Source organism: Streptomyces sp. AM 4-1-1 (assembly GCF_029167625.1).
GTDB lineage: Bacteria > Actinomycetota > Actinomycetes > Streptomycetales > Streptomycetaceae > Streptomyces.
In genome coordinates this window covers 6,275,527-6,297,284 of the sequence record NZ_CP119145.1, presented here as the reverse complement: position 1 = coordinate 6,297,284, position 21,758 = coordinate 6,275,527, and the positions used below count along the sequence as shown (strand labels likewise).

Genomic DNA, 21,758 nt, shown 5'->3' with positions numbered 1-21,758 from the left:
AGCCCATGGTCCGTCCCCTGATCTGCGCCGCCGTCGCGCTCGCCGTGCTGACCGGGTGCTCCGGTTCCGAGGACCCGGAGACCGATCTCCGCGACCCGGCGAAGAAGCGGATCGCGATGCAGCTGGTGTCCAGCGCGGAGAACTCCTCGCTGGACTGGCGGGCCGAGTACAAGTACATCGAGGACATCGGCGACGGTCGCGGCTACACCGCGGGCATCATCGGCTTCTGCTCCGGTACCGGCGACATGCTGTCGGTCGTCGAGCGGTACACGGCGGACCGCCCCGGCAACGCGCTGGCCCGGTTCCTGCCCGCGCTCCGCGCCGTGAAGGGGACCGACGCGCACACCGGACTCGGCGATCCCTTCACCGCCGCCTGGGCGCGGGCCGCGAAGGACCCGGCGTTCCGGGCCGCGCAGGACGCGGAGCGGGACCGCTCCTATTTCGAACCGGCGGTGAGCCGGGCGGAGAAGGACGGTCTGAGCGCGCTGGGCCAGTTCATCTACTACGACGCGTACGTGATGCACGGCCATGGCGACACCGAGGGCACGGTCGGCTTCACCACGATACGGAAGCAGGCCCTGGCGAAGGCCGAACCGCCGTCGCGCGGCGGCGACGAGGAGGCGTACCTGAACGCCTTCCTCGACGCCCGGGTGGCGGCGATCGCCGAGGAGCCCTCGCACAACGACAGCAGCCGTGTCGAGACGGCCCAGCGGGTCTTCGTCCGGGAGGGCAATCTCCAGCTGAGTCCGCCGCTGCGCTGGAAGGTGTACGGGGACACGTACCGCATCGACGCCCCCTGAGCCCTGTCGCCTCCGGTACGCGCGCCCGGCCACCGGGCGCTCCCCTCGGACACGGTCCTGGAAGCCCTCAGCCCTCGGCGGCGACGCGGGCGAGGCGGCGGGCCTCGTCGCGGGTGGCGCGGGCGACGGCGTCCTCGTCCACGGTGGTCAGCCGGCCGTTCTCGACGACGGTCCGGCCGTTCACCAGGGAGAGCGTGACGGGGGCGGCGGCGCCGAGCACGAGGGCGGCCACCGGGTCGGCGATGGAGGCGTGGGCGAGGGTGTCCATCCGCCAGAGCACCAGGTCGGCGAGTTTGCCGGGCTCCAGCGAGCCGATCTCGTCGGCCCTGCCCAGGACCTGGGCGCCTCCGTGGGTGGCGAGGCGCAGCGCCTGACGGGTGCTCAGGGCGTGCTCGCCATGGGGGCCGAGACGGTTGATGAGGAGGGCGTTGCGCAGTTCGGTGTGGAGTTCACCGGCCTCGTTGGAGGCGGTTCCGTCGACACCGAGACCGACCGGTACGCCCGCGGCGAGCAGATCGGGGACCCGGGCGATCCCGGCGGCCAGCCGGGCGTTGGACGACGGGCAGTGCGCGACGCCCGTGCCCGTACGGGCGAAGGCGGCGATGTCGGAGTCGTTCATGTGCACGCAGTGCGCCATCCAGACGTCGTCGCCGAGCCAGCCGGTCGACTCGAAGTAGTCGGTCGGGCCCATGCCGAACCGCTCGTGGCAGAACTTCGCCTCCTCGGCCGTCTCCGAGCCGTGGGTGTGGAGCCTGACCCCGCGCCCGCGGGCCAGTTCCGCTCCCTGCCGCATCAGTTCCTCCGACACGGTGAACGGCGCGCAGGGCGCCACGGCGATCCGGGTCATGGCACCGAAGGAGTCGTCGTGGTGGGCGTCGACGGTCGCCTCGGTGGCGGCGAGCGCCCCTTCGAGGGTTTCGACGGCGAAGTCCGGCGGGAGTCCGCCGTCCTTCTCGCCGAGGTCCATGGAGCCCCGGGCGAACGTGAACCGGACGCCCGTCTCCCGGGCCGCCCCGATGACGGCCGCGGAGAGGTCGCCGGCGCCGCGCGGATGGATGTAGTGATGGTCGACGGCCGTGGTGACCCCGCCGCGGGCCATCATCGCCAGTGAGCCCTGGGCGGCGGCCCGGACCATCGGCTCGTCGATCCTGGCCCAGACCGGGTACAGGGCGGCCAGCCAGTCGAAGAGGTTGTGGTCGGTCGCCAGTCCTCGCGTCAGCCACTGGTGGAAGTGGTGATGGGTGTTGACCAGTCCGGGTGTGACGAGGTGCCCGGTGCCGTCGACGCGCCGTACGACGTCCTCCAGCCCCTCCGGTGCCGGGCCGGCTCCCACGGACTCGATGCGACGGCCTGCCACGACGACGTGCCCCGAGGCGTACTCGGTGTCGTGGACGTCGACCGTCGCGATCGAACAGTTCTCGATGACGATGCGGTCGGTGCGGTCAGTTGCCGCCGGTGTTTCCGGTGCTGCCATGGCGTTCCACTCTTCTCTCCGCTGCTCTGCACGGCTCCCCGGAGCCGCGCGGCCCGACGGGGACGTTGGCCGGAGCCGCGCCGTGCGCGCGGCGCGGGCGGCTCCGGTCGGCTGCCCGCGCTTCCGGGTCGGCCGGACACGGTTCCTCCTGCCCGGTTCCGCGCGCACGATCTCCTCCTCCCGTCCCGGAGGCCGTCCCCGGGACCGCCCCCGGGGCCGTTCCGGGTACGGGACACCGGGGCGTCGCGCGTCCGCTCACCGATGTCCCGAACCGCACCGTCCTTGGCCGCGCCGGTGGAGACCGCGGCGGGCGGTGCTACAGCGGCAGCGCGCAGACGGCCACCGGAGCGGCGAACGGCCTGCCCGCGGACCGCAGTCCGCCACTGACGCGGTCGACCTGGAAGACCGTCACGGAGCCGGAGTTCTGGTTGGCGGCGAAGAGCAGCCCGCCGTCCGGGGAGAACGCGATGTGCCGGGGGAAGTCACCGCCCACCGGGACGGTGTCGAGCAGCCGCAGCGAGGCCCCGCCGCCCTCGACCGCGTACCGGGTGAGGCTGTTGTGTCCCCGGTTGGCGAGGTAGGCGAAGCGGCCGTCGGCGGTGACGAGGAACTGCGCGGGGTAGCTGACGCCGGAGCCGGTCCCGGTGGACTGCGGGGCGCCCGGTGTCAGCGTGCCGGTGGCGGGGTCGTAACCGCAGACCACCGCGGTGTTGCTCACCTCACAGGCGAGGTAGGCGAACCTGCCGCCGGGGTGGAAGGTCAGATGGCGCGGCCCCGCTCCGGGCCGTAGTGCGGCGTACGAGACCTGGGTGAGCTTCCCCGCGGTCTGGTCCAGGCGGTACGTGTACACGGTGTCGTTGCCCAGGTCGACGGCGAGGACGTGACCGCCGTCGGGGGTGGTGACGATCTGGTGGGCGTGCGGTCCGTACTGGCCGGGCCCGGGGGCCGGTGTGCGGTGGGCGACCAGATCGGTGCGTTCGCCGAGGGAACCGTCGGCCGCGACGGGGTGCACGGCGACGCTGCCCGAGGTGTAGTTGGCGCTCAGCAGCCACCGCCCGCCCGGGTGCACGGACAGGTGACAGGGGCCGGCGCCCCCGGTGCTCCGGCTGTTCAGCACGCGGAACGTACCGCCCGGGTCGAGGGCGACCGAGGTCACCGCGCCCGGGTTCTGCTCGTCGGCGGCGTAGAGCGTGTTGCCCGAGGGATGTACGGCGAGGTACGAGGGGTCGGCGACCCCGGTGATGACGGTCCGCGCGGTGATCGCGCCCGTGACGGGGTCGTACCCGGCCACGCCGATTCCCCGGCCTCCGCCGCCGGTCGTGTACGTACCGAGGAAGAGCGGGCGGGTGGCGGTCCGCGCGCCGGGCCGGGGTTCGCGGCCCACGGGGGCGGTGCGCGCCGACGCGGGGAACGCGGGCGTCACGGAGAGGGCGGCGCCGGCGAGGACCGCGCCGATGAAGGCACGGCGGTTGGCGACGGCGTTCGTGGGGGTGGTGGGTGTGGGGGTGTTCGTGCGGGTGTTCGTGGGGGTGTTCATGCGAGGCACCTCAGGGGGTCGGCTGCGTCGGATGTGCCAGCCAGAGTGGCCCTTCCCCACCCTCGTCAGCAAGAGGCGCAATTACGGTTGCACCCTCCGCAATCCGCGCGAACGGGGTGAGCGGGCACCACGGTTCGGCACGCGGAGCCTTCGGTACGCCTCCCCGGCGAGGGACTCACCCGAGTGAGCGGCCCGGCATGCGCGCGAGCGATACGTGACGCACGGTTTCCACCGTAAGTACTCGCTCAATAACCAGGAGTAGTAATGCTTCGTCGCATCGCGATCGCCGCCGCCGTCATGGCCTCGGCGGGCTTCTTCGCCGCGGGCCCCGCTGCCGCCGCCACCTCCGACATCGACTTCGAGCACTCGACCGGCCACCTGGTGAAGGTCGGCGACATCGTGGTGGCCGACTGGTCGAACACCGAGCTGGAGGTCGACAACAACCGGCACCACCGCTGGGGCCACGACAACCGCTGGGACCACCACCGCGGCTGGAACGGCTTCGGCCGCCGCTGATCCCACGGCTCACGCGCGGTCGGTGGGGCGCACGACCCACCGGCCGTAGCAGCGGCCTACGGCCCCCGCACCGGGACTCTCCGTCCTCGGTGCGGGGGCCCGTCCTGTGTGCCGGCCCCTCCGGGCCGAGTGCGGTCGTGCCGGGCTTCGCGGCCGGAGGAGTGCCAAATGCGTCAAGTCCCTCCCCAGGACCTCGCTCCTGGTGGACCATGGGCGCACGGAACGCAGTCGGCGTCCGGAGGGAGACCATGGTGGAGTCCGTGCCGGTGCGCTGCCCGGTATGCCGTCGCGACCACGCGTACGTCACGCCGGTGTACCCCTGTCCGTGCGGTGCCCCGACCGCCCCGCCGCTGATGCGCGGCGCCCCGGTCGAGCCGATCACGCACCGCACCTGGAACGACGACTGGGTGAGCGTGCGCTGCCACTCCTGCGGCCGGCGCGACCAGTGGCCGCATCCCGAACTGTGCTGCCCCTGCGGCACGGTGCTGCGGATTCCGGTCCGCCCGGTCACCTCGCGCGCGGGTGGGACGGGACGCGCCGAGGCCCCGTCCCACATACCTCTGCCGCGCACGGCGGCGGCTCCCCGCCCCTCGTTCCGGCCCATGACGATCCGTACCGCCCGTGACGCCGTGACGGCCGCCGCGCTGTATCTCAGGTGGCTCGGCTACCGGGAGGTGGTGCAGCCGCTGGAGCGGCCCGCGTCCCGGATCGATCTGCGGGCCACCGGGCTGATCGCCCAGGTGGACTCGACGACCCGGCCCACCGCGCTGCGCGACGTCGAATGCCTCTGGCTGAACGCGCTCAGCGCCTCCGTGTCCAGCGTGTTCTTCTCCCTCGCGGGGTACACCCCGGAGGCCCGGGGCCGCGCGGACGGCCTGGGCATCCCACTCTTCGTCATGGATCTCACCGGCACTCCGCAGCCGGTGAACAGCCCGGCCGACGAACTGCTCAGCACCGGCGCCTGACCCCGGCGGGCCCGTCCACCGGGTCCGCCGCCCACCCCGGTACCGCCCGCCCGCCCCGGCGCTCCCCGTCCTCCCCGCTACCGCCCGTACCCCTCGCGCAGTTCGATCTTCCGCACCTTGCCGCTGACCGTCATCGGGAACTCCTCCAGAATCCACAGCAGCCGCGGGATCTTGTAGTGCGCCAACTGCCCGCGGCAGTATCCGGTCACCTCGTCGGACGTCGGCGGGTCGGCCGGGTCGCGGGGGATCACACAGGCCAGGATCTCCTCGCCGTACGTGGCGTCCGGGACCCCCACCACCTGGACGTCGGCGATCTTCGGGTGACCGTGGAGGAATTCCTCGATCTCCCTCGGATAGACGTTCTCCCCACCCCTGATGATCATGTCCTTGATGCGGCCGACGATCTCCACATAGCCGTCCTCACGCATCACCGCCAGGTCGCCCGTGTGCATCCAGCGCCCGGCGTCGATCACCTCGGCGGTCCGCGCCGGGTCCTCCCAGTAGCCGAGCATCACGCTGTAGCCCCGGGTGCGCAGTTCGCCCGCTTCGCCGCGCGGCAGGGTCACGCCCGTCACCGGGTCGACGACCTTGACCTCGATGTGCGGCAGGACCCGGCCGACGGTGCCGGTGCGGCGTTCGAGGTCGTCGTCGCGGCGGGTCTGGGTCGAGACGGGCGAGGTCTCCGTCATCCCGTAACAGATGGACACCTCGTCCATGTGCATCTCGGCGACCACCCGCTTCATCACCTCGACGGGGCAGGGAGATCCGGCCATGATCCCGGTGCGCAGCGAGGAGAGGTCGTACGAGGCGAAGTCGGGGTGGTTCAACTCGGCCAGGAACATGGTGGGTACGCCGTACAGCGAGGTGCAGCGCTCCCGCTGCACGGCGGCGAGCACGGCGGCGGGCTCGAAGGACGGCGCCGGGATCACGACGCAGCCGCCGTGCGAGGTGGTGCCGAGGTTACCCATCACCATGCCGAAGCAGTGGTAGAAGGGGACCGGCAGGCAGACCCGGTCGTGTTCGGTGTAACCGACCATCTCCCCCACGGAGTAGCCGTTGTTGAGGATGTTGTGGTGGGAGAGGGTGGCGCCCTTGGGGAAGCCGGTGGTGCCGGAGGTGTACTGGATGTTGATCGGGTCGTCGCAGGACAACTCCGCCTCGCGTGCGGCGAGTTCTTCGTCCGTGACCAGCCGGGACGCGTCGATGAGCGTGTCCCAGGACGGATCGCCGATGTAGTGGACGGACCGCAGCGCGGGGCAGTCGGGCCGCACCCGGTCGACCATCGCCCGGTAGTCGCTGGTCTTGTGGGACAGCGAGGCGAAGAGCACCGAGACCCCCGACTGCCGCAGTACATAGCCGAGTTCATGTGCCCGGTAGGCCGGGTTGATGTTCACCATGACCGCGCCGATCCGCGCGGTGGCGTACTGCACCAGGACCCATTCGGCGCAGTTGACGGCCCAGATCCCGACCCGGTCGCCCTTGGCGACGCCGCCGCCCATCAGCGCGCGCGCCAGCCGGTTCACTTCCGCGCCGAACCGGGCGTAGGTCCAGCGGACGCCCTGGGGGATGTCCACCAGGGCCTCGCGGTCCGGGTAGGACTCGACCGCCCGGTCGAGGTTGCGTCCGATGGTGTCGCCGAGCAGTGCGGTGGCGCCCGTGCCGTGCGCGTACGACGGCGCGGCCGACCCCGTCATCGCAGGTCCCCCTCGTCGTACTCGGTGCCCAGGCCCTGCGCGGTGCGCTCGCGCAGTTCGATCCGGCGGATCTTGCCCGAGACGGTCTTCGGCAGCTCGGCGAACTCCAGCCTGCGCACCCGCTTGTACGGGGCGAGGACGGACCGGGAGTGCGCGAACAGCACCTTCGCGGTGTCGGGGCCGGGCTCCCAGCCCTCGGCGAGCACGATGTACGCCTTCGGGACGGCGAGCCTGACGGGGTCGGGCGCGGGCACGACCGCGGCCTCGGCGACCGCCTCGTGCTCCAGCAGGGCGCTCTCCAGCTCGAACGGGGAGATCTTGTAGTCGGACGCCTTGAAGACGTCGTCGGCCCGGCCCACATAGGTGATGTAGCCGTCGTCGTCGCGTGAACCGATGTCGCCCGTGCGGTAGTAGCCGCCGGCCATGGCCTCGGCCGTGCGGTCCGGGTCGCCGTGGTAGCCCGTCATCAGCCCGACCGGCGCGCTGGACAGATCGAGGGAGATCTCGCCCTCGGCGGCGCCGGGTTCGCCGCTGACCGGGTCGAGCAGCACCACCGTGTAGCCGGGGGTGGGCCTGCCCATCGAGCCCGCCTTCAGCAGTTGCGAGGGGGTGTTGGCGACCTGGACGGCCGTCTCGGTCTGGCCGAAACCGTCCCGGATCGTGGCGCCCCACTCCCGCCGTACCGTCTCGATGACCTCGGGGTTCAGCGGCTCCCCCGCCGCCACCACCTCGCGGGGCGGGCTCTTCAGCTGGGACAGGTCGGCCTGGATGAGCATCCGCCACACGGTGGGCGGGGCGCAGAAGCTCGTCACGCCCGAGCGGTCCATCTCCGCCATCAGCCGGGCCGCGTCGAAACGGGTGTAGTTGAAGATGAAGACGGTCGCCTCGGCGTTCCACGGTGCGAAGAGGTTGGACCAGGCGTGCTTGGCCCAGCCGGGCGACGAGATGTTGAGGTGCACGTCCCCGGGCTTGAGCCCGATCCAGTACATCGTCGCCAAGTGGCCGATGGGGTACGACACATGGGTGTGCTCGACCAGCTTGGGGCTGGCGGTGGTGCCGGAGGTGAAGTACAGCATCAGCGGTTCGTCGGGGTCGGTCTCCCGGTCCGCCCGGAAGGTCTCCGGGAACGCGTCCGCGCCGGCGTACGACCGCCACCCGGCGGTGTCGCCCGTGGGCGCGTCGCCGACCACGATCCGGGTGTAGTCGCCCGGTACGCCGTCGAACTTCGCCGTGTCCGCGTCCCGCACGAGGACGTGCCGGACCCGGCCGCGCGCCACCCGGTCACGCAGGTCGGCGGCGCCGAGGAGCGGGGTGGCGGGGATGACGACGGCGCGCAGCTTCATGGCGGCGAGGGCGGTCTCCCACAGCTCGACCTGGTTGCCGAGCATGACGAGGATGCGGTCGCCCTCGCGTACCCCCTGGGCGCGCAGCCAGTTGGCCGCCTGGTTGGAGCGGGCGGACATCCGGGCGAAGGTCGTCTCGGTGCGCCGGCCGTCCTCCTCCACGATGTGCAGGGCGGTGCGGTCGTTGCCTTCGGCGATGACGTCGAACCAGTCCAGGGCCCAGTTGAAGTGTGCGGGCCTGGGCCAGCGGAATCCCTCGTACGCCGCCGCGTAGTCCTCGCGGTTGCGGAGCAGAAAGTCCCGGGCGGCCCGGAACGTCTCCGTCGCGCTGGTTGCCGACATGTGCCCTCCTCGTTGCGGACCGGACCGGTCGCTTGACATCATGTAAACAGTGACTCAGGTCTCACCACCCCCGGATGGGGGGACAGCCAGTGGCGGAGGGCATCAGCGTGCCGGAATCGGTCGACGCGGTCGAGATGCGAGCGGCGCTGCTGCGGCTGCGCCGGTCAAGCGGGCTTCCCGTCGCGTTCGGCGGGCTGCTCTCCGACGCCCGTCACACCCGGATCGCCGAACTGAACGGCACCCGGTCCACCGCCCTGCGGGGGCTCGTGATCTCGGCGGGCAGCGGGCTCGGCGGCAAGTCGATGGCCCTGTCGCGTCCGTGCGCGGTGACGGACTACGCCTCGTCGCGCCACATCAGTCACGAGTACGACGTGGCGGTCGCGGCGGAGGGCCTGCGCTCGGTGGTGGCGGTGCCCGTCGTCGTCCGGCGCAGGGTGCGGGGCGTGCTGTACGGGGCGCTGCGCGAGCCGTTGACGCTCGGGGACCGGACGTTCGACGCGGCCGTCGCGGCGGCCCGTGACGTGGAGCAGGCGCTGGCGGTACGGGACGAGGTGCGGCAGCTCCTCGACCGTTCCCGGGAACAGGTGACCGATCCCCGGGCCGCGCCGGGTGCGTGGGAGGACGTGCGCGAGGCGCACCGCGAACTGCGCGCCCTGGTGCCGAGGATCGTCGACCCGGCGCTGCGCGACGAGCTGCGGACGGTGTGCGGGCGGCTGGCCTCGGCCGCGGGGCCCCGGCCGGCACCGGCCCGTGAGGTGGAGCTGGCGCCGCGTGAGGTGGACGTCCTGTCGTGTGTGGCGGCCGGGGCGACGAACGCGAGGGCCGCCGAGCGGCTGGGGGTGCGGCCCGAGACCGTGAAGGGGTATCTGCGCTCGGCGATGCGGAAGCTGGGGGCGCACACCCGGTTGGAGGCCGTGGTGGCGGCGCGGCGGGCGGGGCTGCTGCCGTGACGCCGGTCAGGCGTCGGCGGAACCGGGGCGCGGGAGCCGTCACGTGTGTGCGGGTCCGGGTGGGGCGGGGTGTCAGCGGGAGAAGTCGACGAATGTGCCGAACCGGATGTCCGGCGTGCTCTTCGGAGCCATGGTGGCGAGTGTGCGCAGGCCCTCCTCGATGACGGCGTCCCGGTCGGCGCCGCCGAGTGTGCCCAGGGGCTGGACGGTGGCGGTCACACCGTCTCCGGAGGCGTCGGTACGCCAGAGCGCGGCGAGGAAGCCGTCCACCAGGACGGACCCGTACGACTGGTTGCCGTTCCCGTTGCGTCCCCGGTACCGCGCGGGAATGATCCGCGTGCGGTCGGCGTGGCCGAGGAGCACGTTGTCGAACTCGGGGAGGAAGCGCGGCGGGGCGGGGGTGTCCTCGGGCGGCCGGGGGGCGTCGGGCAGGTCGAAGAGTTCGACGCCGTTCTCGTCCCGGAAGGTGATCAGCCGCGACCGCAGCCGTTCGAAGACCTCGCGCAGCCGGGTCAGCCCCGCCCACCTCTGCATGTCCTTGACGGAGGCGGGCCCGAAGGCGCCGAGGTAGCGCAGCACGGTGGCGTCGGGGGCGGGTACCGGCAGCAGGTCCCGGCCGAGCCAGTGCTCGACGGTCGTCAGCGAGACCTGGCCGCTCCTGCCCCACATTCCGCGCGGGGTGACCTGCACCAGCGGCAGGACGCACCGGGCCGCGACGCCCAGGGCGCGGGGGTCGGCCTCCGGCCACTCGGCGAGCAGGGACGCGCGCAGTTCCTTCGGGGTGCGCGGACGCTCCTCGACCAGCTCTCTGCCGACCGCGGCGAGCCGGTGGAGGTCGACGCCGACCAGACCCGCGCGGAACGCCCGCAGCTCCCGCTCACGGGCGGCCTGGACCAGCGGACGCAGGGTCAGCGCGTCGTCGGCGGTGTGGGTGTGGATGGTGGAGCGCAGGGTGACGAGCCGGACCACCTCACGGGACGCCATCAGCGCGGACAGCTCGGCCGGGTCGAAGTCGGTGAGCCGGGCGAGGAGTTGGTAGTACGGCGGTCTGGTGTTCTGCGCCTGGAGACCGACCAGGTGGGCGACGGCGTCCTTCACGGACATGGTGGTGCGGCGGAGCAACAGCTGCCGTGCCAGGGTGGCCCGGCCCAGGGCTCGGGGCGAGAGCGCGGTGGGGGTGACGGGGTTCGACGTGGAGGCCATGGGGGCACGCTATGCGGGCAAGCGGACAGAGACTGTCCTATTTGCCTGGCACCGGGTTCCCTTTCCCCGGCCCCTGCCCCGTCGGCACTCCCCCCTTCCGCTCCCCGCGCCCCCTCATCGCTCCCGTCGGCGCTTCCCGACGCGACGGGCCGCAAGTGCGCGTTTTCACCGTTTGTACGGTTTCGCCCCTCATCATGGTCCGGTGATCAGTGTTCTGTTCGCCATTCTGACCGCCTTGGCCAACGGCTCCGCTTCGGTGCTCCAGCGCCGCGCGGCAGCGACCGCCCCCGACACCGAGGCGATGCGTCTGTCCCTGTTCTCTCATCTGCTGCGCCAGAAGGTGTGGCTCGCCGGGATCGGTCTGGTGATCGTCGCGGCGGTCTGTCAGGCGACCGCGCTCGCCACCGGTCCGATCTCCGTGGTCCAGCCGATCTTCGTGATCGAGCTGCCCGCGACGCTGCTCCTGGCCGGGTTCCTCATGCGGGCCCGGCTGCCCCGCACGGTGTGGCTCGGGGTCGCGGCGGTGACACTCGGACTCGCGCTCGGCATGGCGTCCGCCGCGCCGGGCGGCGGCAGCACCACGGTGCACGGCGCCGCCTGGGTTCCCGCGCTGGTCCTCACCGGACTCTTCGAGTTCACGCTGATCGCCGCCGCCCTGGGCACCCGCGGAAATCCCCGGGCCGCGCTGCTCGGACTGGCCGCGGCCTGCGGTTACGCCCTCACCGCCGCGTTCATGAAGGACGCGATGGCACGACTGGACGACGGTGGCGGATGGGTCGCGCTGTTCTCCGCGTGGCAGCTGTACGCGACCGCCGCGGCGGGCGTCGGCGCGCTGTTCCTCCTCCAGAACGCCCTCCAGGCGGGCAATCTGGTCGCGGTCCAGCCGATGCTGACGCTCGGTGACGCCCTGATCAGCATCCTGTACGGGGTGACGCTGTTCGGTGAAGACCTCCGTACCGGCTGGTGGCTGCTGCCCGAACTCACCGCGCTTGCGCTGATCGCGGCGGGCTGCGTCGAACTGGCCCGCTCCCCGCTGGCCTCGGGCAACGCCGCGCCCCCACCGCGGGTGAGGTGACCTTTCGTACCGTCGGCCCCGGACGACCACCCGATGCGCCCGCGACCACGTGTTTTGGTCCGTATATCCTCCTCGGAAGGCCATAGGCACCCGTTCCACCAGGCCCGATCCCGGAGGCATGACCAGTCGTGAAGAACCCCTGGCGCCGCCCCGCCCACCGGGCGGCCACGCCCCCGTCCACCGCCGCGGCCGTCCCGCCGTCGTCCGCGGACGTACCCGCGGCTCCCGGCGCGGAGTCCCGGCGCGGCGACTCGATCGTCGAGACCTCCCTGTACCGCGACGGGCGCCGCACCTCCACGCCGGACACCCTCGCCGAGACGTTCCGTCAATTGCGTGAGCATCCGGACGGCATGGCCTGGATCGGCCTCCACCGGCCGTCCGAGTCCGAAATCCTGGCCCTCGCCGAGGAGTTCGACCTGCACCAGCTGGCGGTGGAGGACGCGCTGGAGGCCCACCAGCGGCCCAAGCTGGAGCGCTACGGCGAAACCCTCTTCGTGGTCCTGCGGGCGGCCCGCTATCTCGACGCCCCGGAGGAGGTGGACTTCGGCGAGCTGCACATCTTCGTGGGCAAGGACTTCGTGATCACGGTCCGCCACTCGGCTGCGCCCGATCTCTCCGCCGTACGCCGACGCATGGAGACCACGCCCGAGCTGCTGGCGCTGGGCCCGGAGGCGGTGCTGTACGCGATTCTCGACGCCGTGGTGGACGGCTACGCACCGGTCGTCGGGGGGCTGCAGACCGACATCGACGAGATCGAGACCGAGGTGTTCGGCCGCGACCCCGCGGTCTCCCGGCGCATCTACGAACTCTCCCGCGAGGTGGTGGAGTTCCAGCGTGCCACCCGGCCGCTGATCAGCATGCTGAACGGCCTGATGGCCGGTTTCGCCAAGTACGGCACCGACGACGAACTCCAGCGGTACCTCCGCGACGTCGCCGACCACGTGACACACACCAGCGAACGCGTGGACGGCTTCCGCCAGGCACTCGCCGACATCCTCACGGTCAACGCCACCCTCGTCACCCAGCAACAGAACGCGGAGATGCGGGCGTTGGCGGAGGCCGGGTTCGAGCAGAACGAGGAGATCAAGAAGATCTCCGCGTGGGCGGCCATCCTGTTCGCCCCGACGCTGGTCGGCACGATCTACGGGATGAACTTCGACCTGATGCCGGAGCTGCACTGGCGGCTCGGCTATCCGTTCGCGATCGGGCTGATGGCGGTGGTCTGCGGCGGCCTGTACCTCGTCTTCAAACGGCGGGACTGGCTCTGAGCAATCACCTCCCGAGCGTCCGCGTACCAAGTTCGACGGCGTGGGCGCGAATGCCACAGGCACCGTTCAGCCCCCTGGGAAGAATCTGGGGAGAATGAGACCCGCCCCACTTCGGCGGGCCTCCCCCATCGTGAGCACGCCAACCTGATCATTCCTTCCACTCCCTTGCCCACCGGAAGAAGGAAACCGACACGGGGAGTGAGCAACCCGTTGGGCAACAGAACGCCGAAGAGGGGCGCAGCTGTACTGCGCCCCTCTCGCCTCCCGCATTGAGAAATCGCTTCCTTCATGCGGCCGCCGGAGCCGAGGAAGGCTGGCCGAGCAGGGCGTCGATGGCACCGCGCCCCTTGCCGCGCCGGCCTCGGGCATGAAGTGGGCGTAGAAGTCCAAGGTGATGGTTCGACTGGAGTGCCCGAGCCACCGCGCGAGGGTGACGGCGGATTCTCCCGCTTCGGGGATGACTGAGGCGTACGTGCGCCTCAGCGCGTGGAAGCCGTCTTTGCGGGACGCTTTCCAGCCCTCGCCGCCCTGTTTGCGCATGGGAATCATGTCGGCCGCAGCCAGTGCAGGCTTCCACACGTCGACGTCGAAGATGTTCGCCCGGATGGCGTTGCCGTACGTCGTGGTCAGGATGAGCGGGAACTACTCCCTCTCACGGTTGGACTCCGGACCGCCCACGGCAGTTCGACCTCGACTGCGGGGTACTCCATGAAGTACTCGGCCAGCGCCGAGGCAGCCGAGGCAGGCATGTCGACGACCCGATTCCTGCCGCCCTTCGGGAGCGTGAAGTCCAAGATGTTCGAGAGTGTGAAGAGGATCTGCCGTGCATACCGCGGGGAGAGCTCTCTCACCAGCGTGGCGATGTAGCCCCGCGGTACCGTCGGGGTGATGTCTCGCAGGGACACCGCCCCGAGATGCGGCCGAACATGGAGGCGGACCCGCTCGTCGATGCGCTTGACGGTGCCGGGGGCGCCCTGGACCCCCGCCTGCCAGTAGTGGACGACGTATTCCGCCAGGGCGATGGAGCCTGCGCGCGGGTCGACGAATTCGCCACGTTCGCTGTCGGTACCTGCTTGGCGCAGCCAAGTCTTGGCATCTTCGAGCGTGTCGAAGGACTTGACCCGGACGCCGGGGATGTCGGCAACCCGGTACCGGGAGCCCTGGTCGTAGCGAGCCGTGCGCTCGCGCTTGCCGCGGCGGGGCCGTTGGCCAGCCCATTCCCGGATACGGACGGAGAGCCGTGCGGTCGTCGCGGTCCTGCCGTCCGGTGCCGGATGGACGGCAGCCGCCACCTCAGAGTGCCGCGCGGTCCAGCCAGGTCGACAGGCTGAACAGGCGCCACAGCTGCCGCCAATCCAGTTTCTCCAAGTCGTCGAAGACGCTGTTGCGTAGCACGCCCGTTCCTGGCAGAGGACCGTCGATGATGGCTCCGGAGAATCCTGGCCAGTTGTCGGTCATCCAGTCCGCGTAGGAGAAGTGGTCGTCGAAGCCCACCTTGCGCTCGGTGAAGGCGCCTTCGAGGGCCGTTCCCCGGAACACCCGCCGAAGGAGATGCTTCGGGGAACCCGGCCTCAGGCGCCGGTCGACAGGGAGGCTGAAAACACCCGCGATGAGGTCGAGGTCGAAGAAGGGGGACCTCACCTCTACCCCCCGGGCGATGCCGTTCTCGTCCGTGGCGCGGAAGTTGTCGTAGGTCATGAGCCGGAAGAGGTCGAGGGCTTGGCCGAAGAGGACCGGATCGCTGTCCTCGAAGTCTGAGTACGCGAAGGGGAGTTCCAGTTGTGCTCCGTGGATCTCGGTGTGCGGGGCGAGCTCCGGGCTGGCGTGTTCGTTGACGAAGTTCTGCCAGTTGACTGCCCGATTCCATCGTTCCCACAGCGACGCGGTCATCCACTCCTGGGTGGTGGTTCCCTCGGCGTCGGAGCGGAGCGCAGTGTACCGGGCGTACCCACCGAAGACCTCATCAGCACCGTGGCCGCCCAGCAGCACGGCGGAGTGATCTCCTGCGACGGAGTGCAGGGCATCGTTGTGCAGGACGAGGGGTTCGGCGGCGGGTCCGTCGAGAGTGCTGTTGAGGAGGTGCACCGTGTCGTCGAGCGAGGGAATACGGAAGGGCACTTCGAGCAGTTCCACGCCGAGGACACGAGCCAGCACACGGGCTCGGCGCAGGTTCTCGTCGGTCTCCGGTCCGCGGTCGGAGTACACGGTGATGGCGGCGGCGGCTCCCGAGCCGTCCAGTGCGGCCTTGAGTACTGCGGAAGAGTCCATGCCCCCCGAGAAGCCGACCGCCACCGGCCGGTCCGCCACCAGCGCACGCCGCTGCGCCTGGTCGATGAGGTGATCCACCTCCGCTTCGTCCGCCGGAGCGGTCCGCAGCTGCGAGACGGGGGTCAGTGAGGCCGTCCTGAGGTATCCCGGGTCGCCGTCACCGATACGCAGTACGGCCCCCGCCGTCACGGCTCGGATCTCCCGGTACGGTGTACGGCCGTCCATGACGCGCCCCAGGCCGAGGAACGTCAGGAGGCTCGATTCATCGAGGTGCGGGCGGTGCGTTGCCAGTGCCGCGGTGATGCAGCGGATCTCCGAGGCGAAAACGAAGAGGTTCGGTGAATCGTAGTAATAGAGCGGGCGCTCGCCGAGCCGGTCGCGTACCAGCGTCAGTTCACCGCTGCTCGAACTCCACACCGCCAGCGCGAACGGCCCCCGCAGGTCCTCGAAGGCCGCGGCGCCGCGGTCCGCGTACAGTTCGAGGGCGACCTGGAGGTCTCCCGGCCGTAGCCGATCCAGCCGGTCGGAGGGAAGACGGGGGGCGAGTTGCCGGTGGTTGAGCACTTCGCCGTTGCCCACCATCACCAACTCGCCCCGCGAGTCGACCAGCGGTTGTCGTGCCTCGTCGACCGCGATGACGGCGTGCCGAGAGCAGTGCAGGGCGATCCGTTCGTCGGTGTACGAGCCCTCCTCGCTTCTTCCACGGTGTGCCAGCGACGGCGCCAGCCTCCGCATCATGCCGTCGCGGTCTGCCGATGTGCGCCGCTTCAACAGGATTCCGCCGATACCGCACATGGTGATGACCTCTTCCTCGTCTGTGCTGCTCTTCAGCTCGGTTCGTGGCGGTTCGTGGCGCAAACGGTCGGATCCGCAGCCGGCACACGGGCCGCGGCCGAGGTGTAGGAACTGAGGTCCGTGTTCCTCCCCAGCCGGTCGGCCGCTGCCACGAGGTCGGGCCAGGCACGGGTGAGGCGGGCGAACTCGTCAATGGCCTGGGACACGTATGCCGCTACGGAGAGGGACTCGGCCTCCAGGGCCGCGATGCGGATGCCGAGCCGTCGTGCGGTCTCACCCGAGGCGAGGGCCGCCGCTTCGCGGTACGCGGTGAGGAAGGCGGGGGGAATGCCTGTCGCGCCTTCCTCGCTTCGCTCCCGGGCGTCCAGGAACAGCTCGCCGTAGGCCGCCGAGTCGAACTCGCCGGCGGACGTGAAGAGGCGGTCTCGCTGGGCCACCAGGGACTCGTTGAAGAAATTCCAGTGCCGGCGAAGCACGGCATAGCGCATCTCGGCACTGGCATACCAGCCGAGATGGTCCGGTCGGCTCTGCCCCGCCCGCCAAGGCTCGTAGACGTGGTGGGCTCTCAAGTCGTGGTGGTAGACGGGCAGATCCAACTGGTAGAGGAGGCCCTTCTGGAAGTAATCACTGCCGAGAATACCGACGGCCGGCATCTCGGGGATCCATGTGTGCACCGTGCGCAAGGCGGCGACGCCCATCTCCACGATTCCGGTGAGGTCCCGTTGCGCAGACACGGTGTTGTGCACGGCGATCCGCCCGGGGGGTGCGGCTCCGGGCCGAGGTGCGCGAGGGGTCCGAGAGATGTCGCCTGGGAGTTCGCTGAGGGCGTCGACGCGCCGCACGAACTCCGCGGAGTGCTGCTCCAGGTCCCGGCGGTCGCGGGTAGGGCGGCCGGTCAGCGAGGAGCCGACGCAGTAGACATCGACATCGCCTCCGGTCCGCGCCCGGTCCAGTAGCTCCGCCTCGACGCGCAGAGGCGAGGAGCCGGTGGCTGGATCCACCTGGGTGATCTGGTCGCTGTCGCGCCGATGCAGAGACTCCGCCCCGACCAGAGCGGCTACGAGCGCGGCTTTGTTGGGGCCCGCTCCGTACGACCCGGTCGGTTGGAGCAGAGCGGTCCGGGCGGCGGCGCTGTCGTTGGCTGACAGGCCGGACGCCGCCACGATGTCGTCGGCCAGACGCCTCCAGCCGTCCGCGTCCAGCACGTGTACCTGGAGACCGGAGGCTCGGGCGACCTCGTCGGTCACCTGCCGGTTCACACGGGACACCGCTTGCGGACAGTCGTCCACGACCAGCAGCGTGACGTTCTCGCGGGCGCAGTCCGGCAGGGAGATCACCTCGGCAGCCAAGGAGCGGAAGGCTTCCTCGAAGAGCCGGTTGGTGGGCATGTAGACGAGTCGCGGGACGCATGTGTCGAGGAACCCGTTGCCGGGCTGTTTCGGAGACGTGTGCATGGTGGTGTGTCGCAACCTCTCGGAGCGAGTCGGCCAGGAGCAACCGGGGGCCGGTGCGGATCGATCCGCACCGCGGGCGGCACCGCGGCAGGCTCAGTGGACGGGCAGCGGTCGGTCAGGACCGGTGAGCGCGCGGGCCGCGTGTTCGAACCGAACGGCGGTGTCGACCCAGTCCTCTTCGGTGAGCGTGTCCGGGTCGATGGCGGGTGCGAACATCTCCTGGAGCCGCACGACCGGATCCGGGTGTTTACGGATGAACTTTTCCAGGTTCCGCCGCCACTGACGGTACTGGTCGGCGGTGACCGGAAGCCGGTGTTCGTGGTAGACGGCGGCTCCTGTCGTGTAGTGCATCCGGACGCCGTCCTTCACGAGTCGGTAGCCCAACTCGGCGTCCTCCAACCCCCATCCCGTGAACGACTCGTCGAAACCGCCCACGGCGATCAGACGGTCACGCCGCACGGAGACGTTGCAGGTCCACGGGTAGTGCCATGCGGTTTCCATGTCCGCCAGCTCACAACCGAGGCTCCGGAAGACGCGGTCTCGCTCGTCACCGCGCACCACCTCGGGCAGCGACGAGAGATCGAACCTCTCCGCCAGAGCCTCTTGGTCGATATCCCCCTCGTCCAGTTGGAGCCTGCCGCCGACGACCAGCAGATCGGGACCGGCGGCGTGGGCCCGGACATGCTCGTCCAGGAAGTCCGGCGCCACTACCTGGTCCGCGTCGAGCGTGACGACGATGTCGCCGGTCGCCATGGCCAGCCCGATGTTGCGCGCTCGGGCCCGCCCGGAGGCCGGGGACCTCTGCTCGTAGGTGTAGTGCAGGTCAAGGCGGCCGGGGAAACCCGCGATCATGTCCTTCGTGCCGTCCGAGGATCCGTCGTCGACGACGATCACCTCATACGTGTACGGCGTTCGCTGTGTCTGGTGGGTCAGTGACAGCAGGCAAGCCCGCAGTGTGGTACGGGTGTTGTAGGCGGGGATGAGGACGCTGACCCGCGCGGGTCGTTCGGCGTCCGTTCCTGGCCGTGGCGCCTCGGTGAGGGACCTCATGCGGAGCGCCGTTCCGCGTCGGCACGTGTCGCGCCGTGTCCGTGCTCGCCCGACGCCGGTGGGGGGCCTTCCTCCACGGCCGCCAGAGCTTGTTCGACCGACTGCGCCACGATCAGTCCCTTCATGACGGAGGGACTGACCAGGCCGCTGCTCACCAGGTGCTCCTCCATGAAGTTCAGCCAGGCGTCCCACAACCGGTCGCCCCGGGGCTGCATAAGGACGATCGGGAAGCGGCTGAGCCGGTCCGTGTCGTGGTGAACCAGCACCTCGTAGAGCTCGTCGAAGGTGCCGACCCCTCCGGGGAAGACGAACAGCGCGTCGATGTCGTGAGTCATCAGCAGCTTGCGCAGAGCGAAGGTGCCGACGGTGATGGACCGGTCGGGGTCGAGCACGGTTTCCGGCTCCTCGCCCGCGATCTCGACACGGACCGCGCGCGAGGAGGTCTCGCCGCTGCCGTCACGCACTGCCTGCATGATCCCCGGACCACCGCCTGTCACCGTCATCCAGCCGAGGTCTGTGAGCGCCACGCCTAACTCACGGGCCATTTCGTAGCCGGGCCGACCACGTGCGGCCCGTGCAGAGCCGAACACGGTGGCTACGCGCGCCTCCTCTGCCAGCGCACGCGAGGTCTCGCTCCATGCGCGTGCGCCTTCCACTTCACGTGCGATCGACTGCAACGTGGTGAGAAGTGCGCCCTGGGTGTGCTCGGTCATCGCTCGCTCTCTTTCATGGAAAGCTCGTAGGAGTCGCTTCTGCTGTCCAGATCGGCCGCCACAGCGTCGGCCACCTCCCAGGCACCTTCGAAAGGGGCGCCCACATCTGGCGTTTCGGGGTCATGCACCGCGTGTCGCGCCAGTTGTGCGAAGTGCGCGATGTATCCGGTGTCGGCGGTGAGTCGGCGGTTCACCTCCCGTACCGCCGCGGCCTTCTCCTCCTCGCGCGCCCGCGCGTCGATCGCTTCATAGGGGCCGATGAGGAACGGCCAGAGGGCATGTCCCGATCGTGCTGCCATGTGCCGGGAGATGAGGACCTGGCTCCAGTTCTGCGGGGGCAGCGGCACGTAGGGCAGGTTCGCCTGGGACACCTCGATCAGGGTGGTCATGCCCGGTGAGCTGAGCACCACGTCGCAGACGCCCAGAGCGGCCCGGAACCCGTCCCTGGACAGGTGCCGCACCGGACCGGCCGCGGTCAGCGAGAACGCACCGTTCGCGCTGTTCATGGCGACACTGACGTCGTACGAGTCGTCCCGCACCGCAGCGAGCAGACGCTCCGCCAGCGCCAGGTACACGTGGGCCGAATCGTGCCCGGCCGGGTTGCTGAGGCCTCCGAGCTGGACCAGGGCCCGCGTCCGGCCCGTTGGTCGGGCACCGGCGGACGGCGGCGGGGCCGTCGGCGCCACGATTCCGGAGACCGGAGTGACCCCGGGCAGGCCCAGCCCGGCGAGATTGGCCGCGCTGCCGAAGAGGTCCTGCGCGAAGTAGGCCCGCACCTGCTGCAGCGGGCTGTCCTCGGGGATGTCGGCCCGCTGCCACATGAAGCCGAGGCTGTCCACGTAGTACGTCGAGGCGGCCAGCGCGGGTGAAGCGATCAGCTCCGGGGCGAGAACGTTGACCACGGCGTCGGCCGCCTCGAGCACCGACGAGTCGTCGCGCAGCGTTCGGGGGTCGAGGTGCTGGGAGCGCAGGCCGCGCTGGGCGCGGAAGAAGTCCAGCGCGGAGTCCGCTCCGTAGTACCGGACGTCCATGCCGTGGTCCTGGGCCAGGACCTGACCGATGCTGTACGCCTTCGACGCCGGCCCGAAGCCGAAGGGCGTTGCCACGACGGCTATGCAAGGGGGCCGGCGGCGGATCGGTGAGGTCATGGCTCCTCCTTGACGGGACGCAAGCTGTGAGCGATGTCCTCCGGGGAGCGGTTCATGAAGTCCACCGAGACCGTGTCCGGTCCGACGCGGAAGCGGGAGAAGTGGCCGGTGTCCCATCGCATACGGCGCATTCCCCGCATCTGGACGCCGAGTGCCTTCTCCATCAGCCACGCGTGGGGCCCGCCGTGGCCCACCACGAGCACCCGCTGCCCAGCGTGCAGCGCGGCCAGCTTCCCGAAGAAGGTGAGCACGCGCTCCCGGGCCTGCTCGTAGGCTTCTTCGTCCCCGTGCTCGCAGAAATCGCTGTTGCCGTTCAGGACCCGGTCCGCCTCCTCGCCGAGCAAGATCCGTACCTCGGCGAGTTCGGTTCCGGTGAGCGTGTGGAAAACGCGCTCGCGCAGCGCTGCGTCGCGGCGGATGTCGAGACCCAGCGAGCCGGCCGCGAGCATGGCGGTCTCCTCGGCGCGCAGGAAGTCCGAGGTGTACACCACGTGCGGCACGAACCTTTTCACGGCGTGCCGTGCCGCCCTGGCCTCGTCCCGTCCGCGCGCGGACAGTCCCATCCCGTACGGATCGGGATACACGCCCTGCGGGTAGTCCGGAGCACCGTGGCGCAGGAACAGCACATCCGCATCAATCGCGGCGGCGGCCACCTCCTCGTCCTGTGACGTCAGCGCGAGGAGGTCCAGAACGTCGTCCGCCACCTCTTCGGGCTGCTTCCCGTCGATGTCCAGCAGCAGGCCACCGGGGCGGAACTGTGCGTGCAGCTCGCGCATCCTGTCCTCGTCCATGCGGGCCAGCGGGTCACGGGACGAGTTGCGGTCCATGAGGTCGTCGAGGCCACCCGTCAGAGTGACCGTCACCAGACGCAGTCCCTTCCTTCGAAAGCGCAGCTGCTGGGCATCCAGGAAGTCGGTGTCCTCGAACACACCGTCGATCACCGGTGTGAACCCGCTGTCGAGGTAGGAAATCGCAAGGTCCAGACAGCCGAGTTCGGACGCCTCGATGGTGAAGGCGCTGAAGTCCCTGGGCTGCGCCATGTAGCGGACCGAGTCGTTGGAGATCCGGACGGCGGGGGTGAGCTTGTTGCGCAGGAGAGCGGCTGTGGTTGTCTTGCCCGAGTTGGGCAGACCGCGCAGCAGCAGCGCGATGCGGTTCATGAC

General features: G+C 70.5%; 18 protein-coding genes. 6 read left to right on the top strand and 12 right to left on the bottom strand.

Going from position 1 to position 21,758, the window contains the following annotated elements:
• Positions 1–5 precede the first annotated feature (5 nt).
• Positions 6–800: a chitosanase gene (locus PZB75_RS26605; RefSeq protein WP_275537822.1), complete on the top strand. Its 795-nt coding sequence runs from the start codon at positions 6–8 to the stop codon at positions 798–800.
• 67 nt (positions 801–867) lie between these two features.
• On the opposite strand, the gene PZB75_RS26600 is transcribed toward PZB75_RS26605, so the two are convergent.
• Both PZB75_RS26600 and PZB75_RS26595 read right to left on the bottom strand, forming a co-directional pair.
• Positions 868–2,274, bottom strand: a complete 1,407-nt coding sequence (locus tag PZB75_RS26600) for an 8-oxoguanine deaminase (protein WP_275537821.1) — start codon at positions 2,272–2,274, stop codon at positions 868–870.
• Between the two features lie 316 nt (positions 2,275–2,590).
• Positions 2,591–3,811, bottom strand: a complete 1,221-nt coding sequence (locus PZB75_RS26595; protein ID WP_275537820.1) for a lactonase family protein — start codon at positions 3,809–3,811, stop codon at positions 2,591–2,593.
• Positions 3,812–4,075: 264 nt separating this feature from the next.
• On the opposite strand from PZB75_RS26595, the gene PZB75_RS26590 reads away from it, so the two are divergent.
• Complete coding sequence (locus PZB75_RS26590; RefSeq protein WP_275537819.1) at positions 4,076–4,327, top strand: hypothetical protein; 252 nt, start codon at positions 4,076–4,078, stop codon at positions 4,325–4,327.
• Positions 4,328–4,578: 251 nt separating this feature from the next.
• Complete coding sequence (locus PZB75_RS26585; RefSeq protein WP_275538878.1) at positions 4,579–5,292, top strand: hypothetical protein; 714 nt, start codon at positions 4,579–4,581, stop codon at positions 5,290–5,292.
• A gap of 77 nt (positions 5,293–5,369) precedes the next feature.
• On the opposite strand, the gene PZB75_RS26580 is transcribed toward PZB75_RS26585, so the two are convergent.
• Complete coding sequence (locus PZB75_RS26580) at positions 5,370–6,986, bottom strand: AMP-binding protein (protein WP_275537818.1); 1,617 nt, start codon at positions 6,984–6,986, stop codon at positions 5,370–5,372.
• On the bottom strand, positions 6,983–8,671 hold the full coding sequence (locus PZB75_RS26575) for an AMP-binding protein (protein ID WP_275537817.1): 1,689 nt from the start codon (positions 8,669–8,671) through the stop codon (positions 6,983–6,985). Before PZB75_RS26575 ends, PZB75_RS26580 begins: the two co-directional genes overlap by 4 nt.
• Before the next feature lie 107 nt (positions 8,672–8,778).
• Here PZB75_RS26575 and PZB75_RS26570 point away from each other — a divergent pair, with 107 nt between their 5' ends.
• Positions 8,779–9,621, top strand: coding sequence for a helix-turn-helix transcriptional regulator (locus PZB75_RS26570; protein WP_275538877.1), 843 nt, complete (start codon positions 8,779–8,781; stop codon positions 9,619–9,621).
• Positions 9,622–9,693: 72 nt separating this feature from the next.
• Here the strand turns inward: PZB75_RS26570 and PZB75_RS26565 are convergent, their stop codons facing one another.
• A complete protein-coding gene (locus tag PZB75_RS26565) occupies positions 9,694–10,824 on the bottom strand; it encodes a winged helix DNA-binding domain-containing protein (protein ID WP_275537816.1) in 1,131 nt (376 codons plus the stop codon).
• Between the two features lie 202 nt (positions 10,825–11,026).
• Between PZB75_RS26565 and PZB75_RS26560 the strand changes: the two genes are divergently transcribed.
• Positions 11,027–11,899 carry a DMT family transporter gene (locus tag PZB75_RS26560; protein ID WP_275537815.1) on the top strand — a complete coding sequence of 291 codons (873 nt, stop codon included), beginning with the start codon at positions 11,027–11,029 and terminating at the stop codon, positions 11,897–11,899.
• Positions 11,900–12,027: 128 nt separating this feature from the next.
• Positions 12,028–13,167, top strand: a complete 1,140-nt coding sequence (locus PZB75_RS26555; RefSeq protein WP_275537814.1) for a magnesium and cobalt transport protein CorA — start codon at positions 12,028–12,030, stop codon at positions 13,165–13,167.
• A 626-nt stretch (positions 13,168–13,793) separates the two neighbouring features.
• On the opposite strand, the gene PZB75_RS26550 is transcribed toward PZB75_RS26555, so the two are convergent.
• The 7 genes from PZB75_RS26550 to PZB75_RS26520 all read right to left on the bottom strand — a co-directional run bounded on the left by PZB75_RS26550 (position 13,794) and on the right by PZB75_RS26520 (position 21,755).
• Positions 13,794–14,459: a hypothetical protein gene (locus PZB75_RS26550; RefSeq protein ID WP_275537813.1), complete on the bottom strand. Its 666-nt coding sequence runs from the start codon at positions 14,457–14,459 to the stop codon at positions 13,794–13,796.
• Position 14,460: 1 nt separating this feature from the next.
• Positions 14,461–16,293 carry an asparagine synthase-related protein gene (locus tag PZB75_RS26545; RefSeq protein ID WP_275537812.1) on the bottom strand — a complete coding sequence of 611 codons (1,833 nt, stop codon included), beginning with the start codon at positions 16,291–16,293 and terminating at the stop codon, positions 14,461–14,463.
• On the bottom strand, positions 16,263–17,684 hold the full coding sequence (locus PZB75_RS26540; protein ID WP_275537811.1) for a DUF6271 family protein: 1,422 nt from the start codon (positions 17,682–17,684) through the stop codon (positions 16,263–16,265). Before PZB75_RS26540 ends, PZB75_RS26545 begins: the two co-directional genes overlap by 31 nt.
• 93 nt (positions 17,685–17,777) lie before the next feature.
• The gene (locus tag PZB75_RS26535; RefSeq protein WP_275537810.1) at positions 17,778–18,734 is read right to left on the bottom strand and encodes a glycosyltransferase; all 957 of its coding nucleotides are present in this window, start codon (positions 18,732–18,734) and stop codon (positions 17,778–17,780) included.
• Positions 18,731–19,447 carry a TIGR00730 family Rossman fold protein gene (locus PZB75_RS26530; protein ID WP_275537809.1) on the bottom strand — a complete coding sequence of 239 codons (717 nt, stop codon included), beginning with the start codon at positions 19,445–19,447 and terminating at the stop codon, positions 18,731–18,733. The genes PZB75_RS26535 and PZB75_RS26530 overlap by 4 nt, the downstream gene beginning before the upstream one ends.
• The gene (locus tag PZB75_RS26525; RefSeq protein ID WP_275537808.1) at positions 19,444–20,595 is read right to left on the bottom strand and encodes a hypothetical protein; all 1,152 of its coding nucleotides are present in this window, start codon (positions 20,593–20,595) and stop codon (positions 19,444–19,446) included. The genes PZB75_RS26530 and PZB75_RS26525 overlap by 4 nt, the downstream gene beginning before the upstream one ends.
• A complete protein-coding gene (locus PZB75_RS26520) occupies positions 20,592–21,755 on the bottom strand; it encodes a histidine phosphatase family protein (protein WP_275537807.1) in 1,164 nt (387 codons plus the stop codon). The genes PZB75_RS26525 and PZB75_RS26520 overlap by 4 nt, the downstream gene beginning before the upstream one ends.
• Positions 21,756–21,758 lie beyond the last annotated feature (3 nt).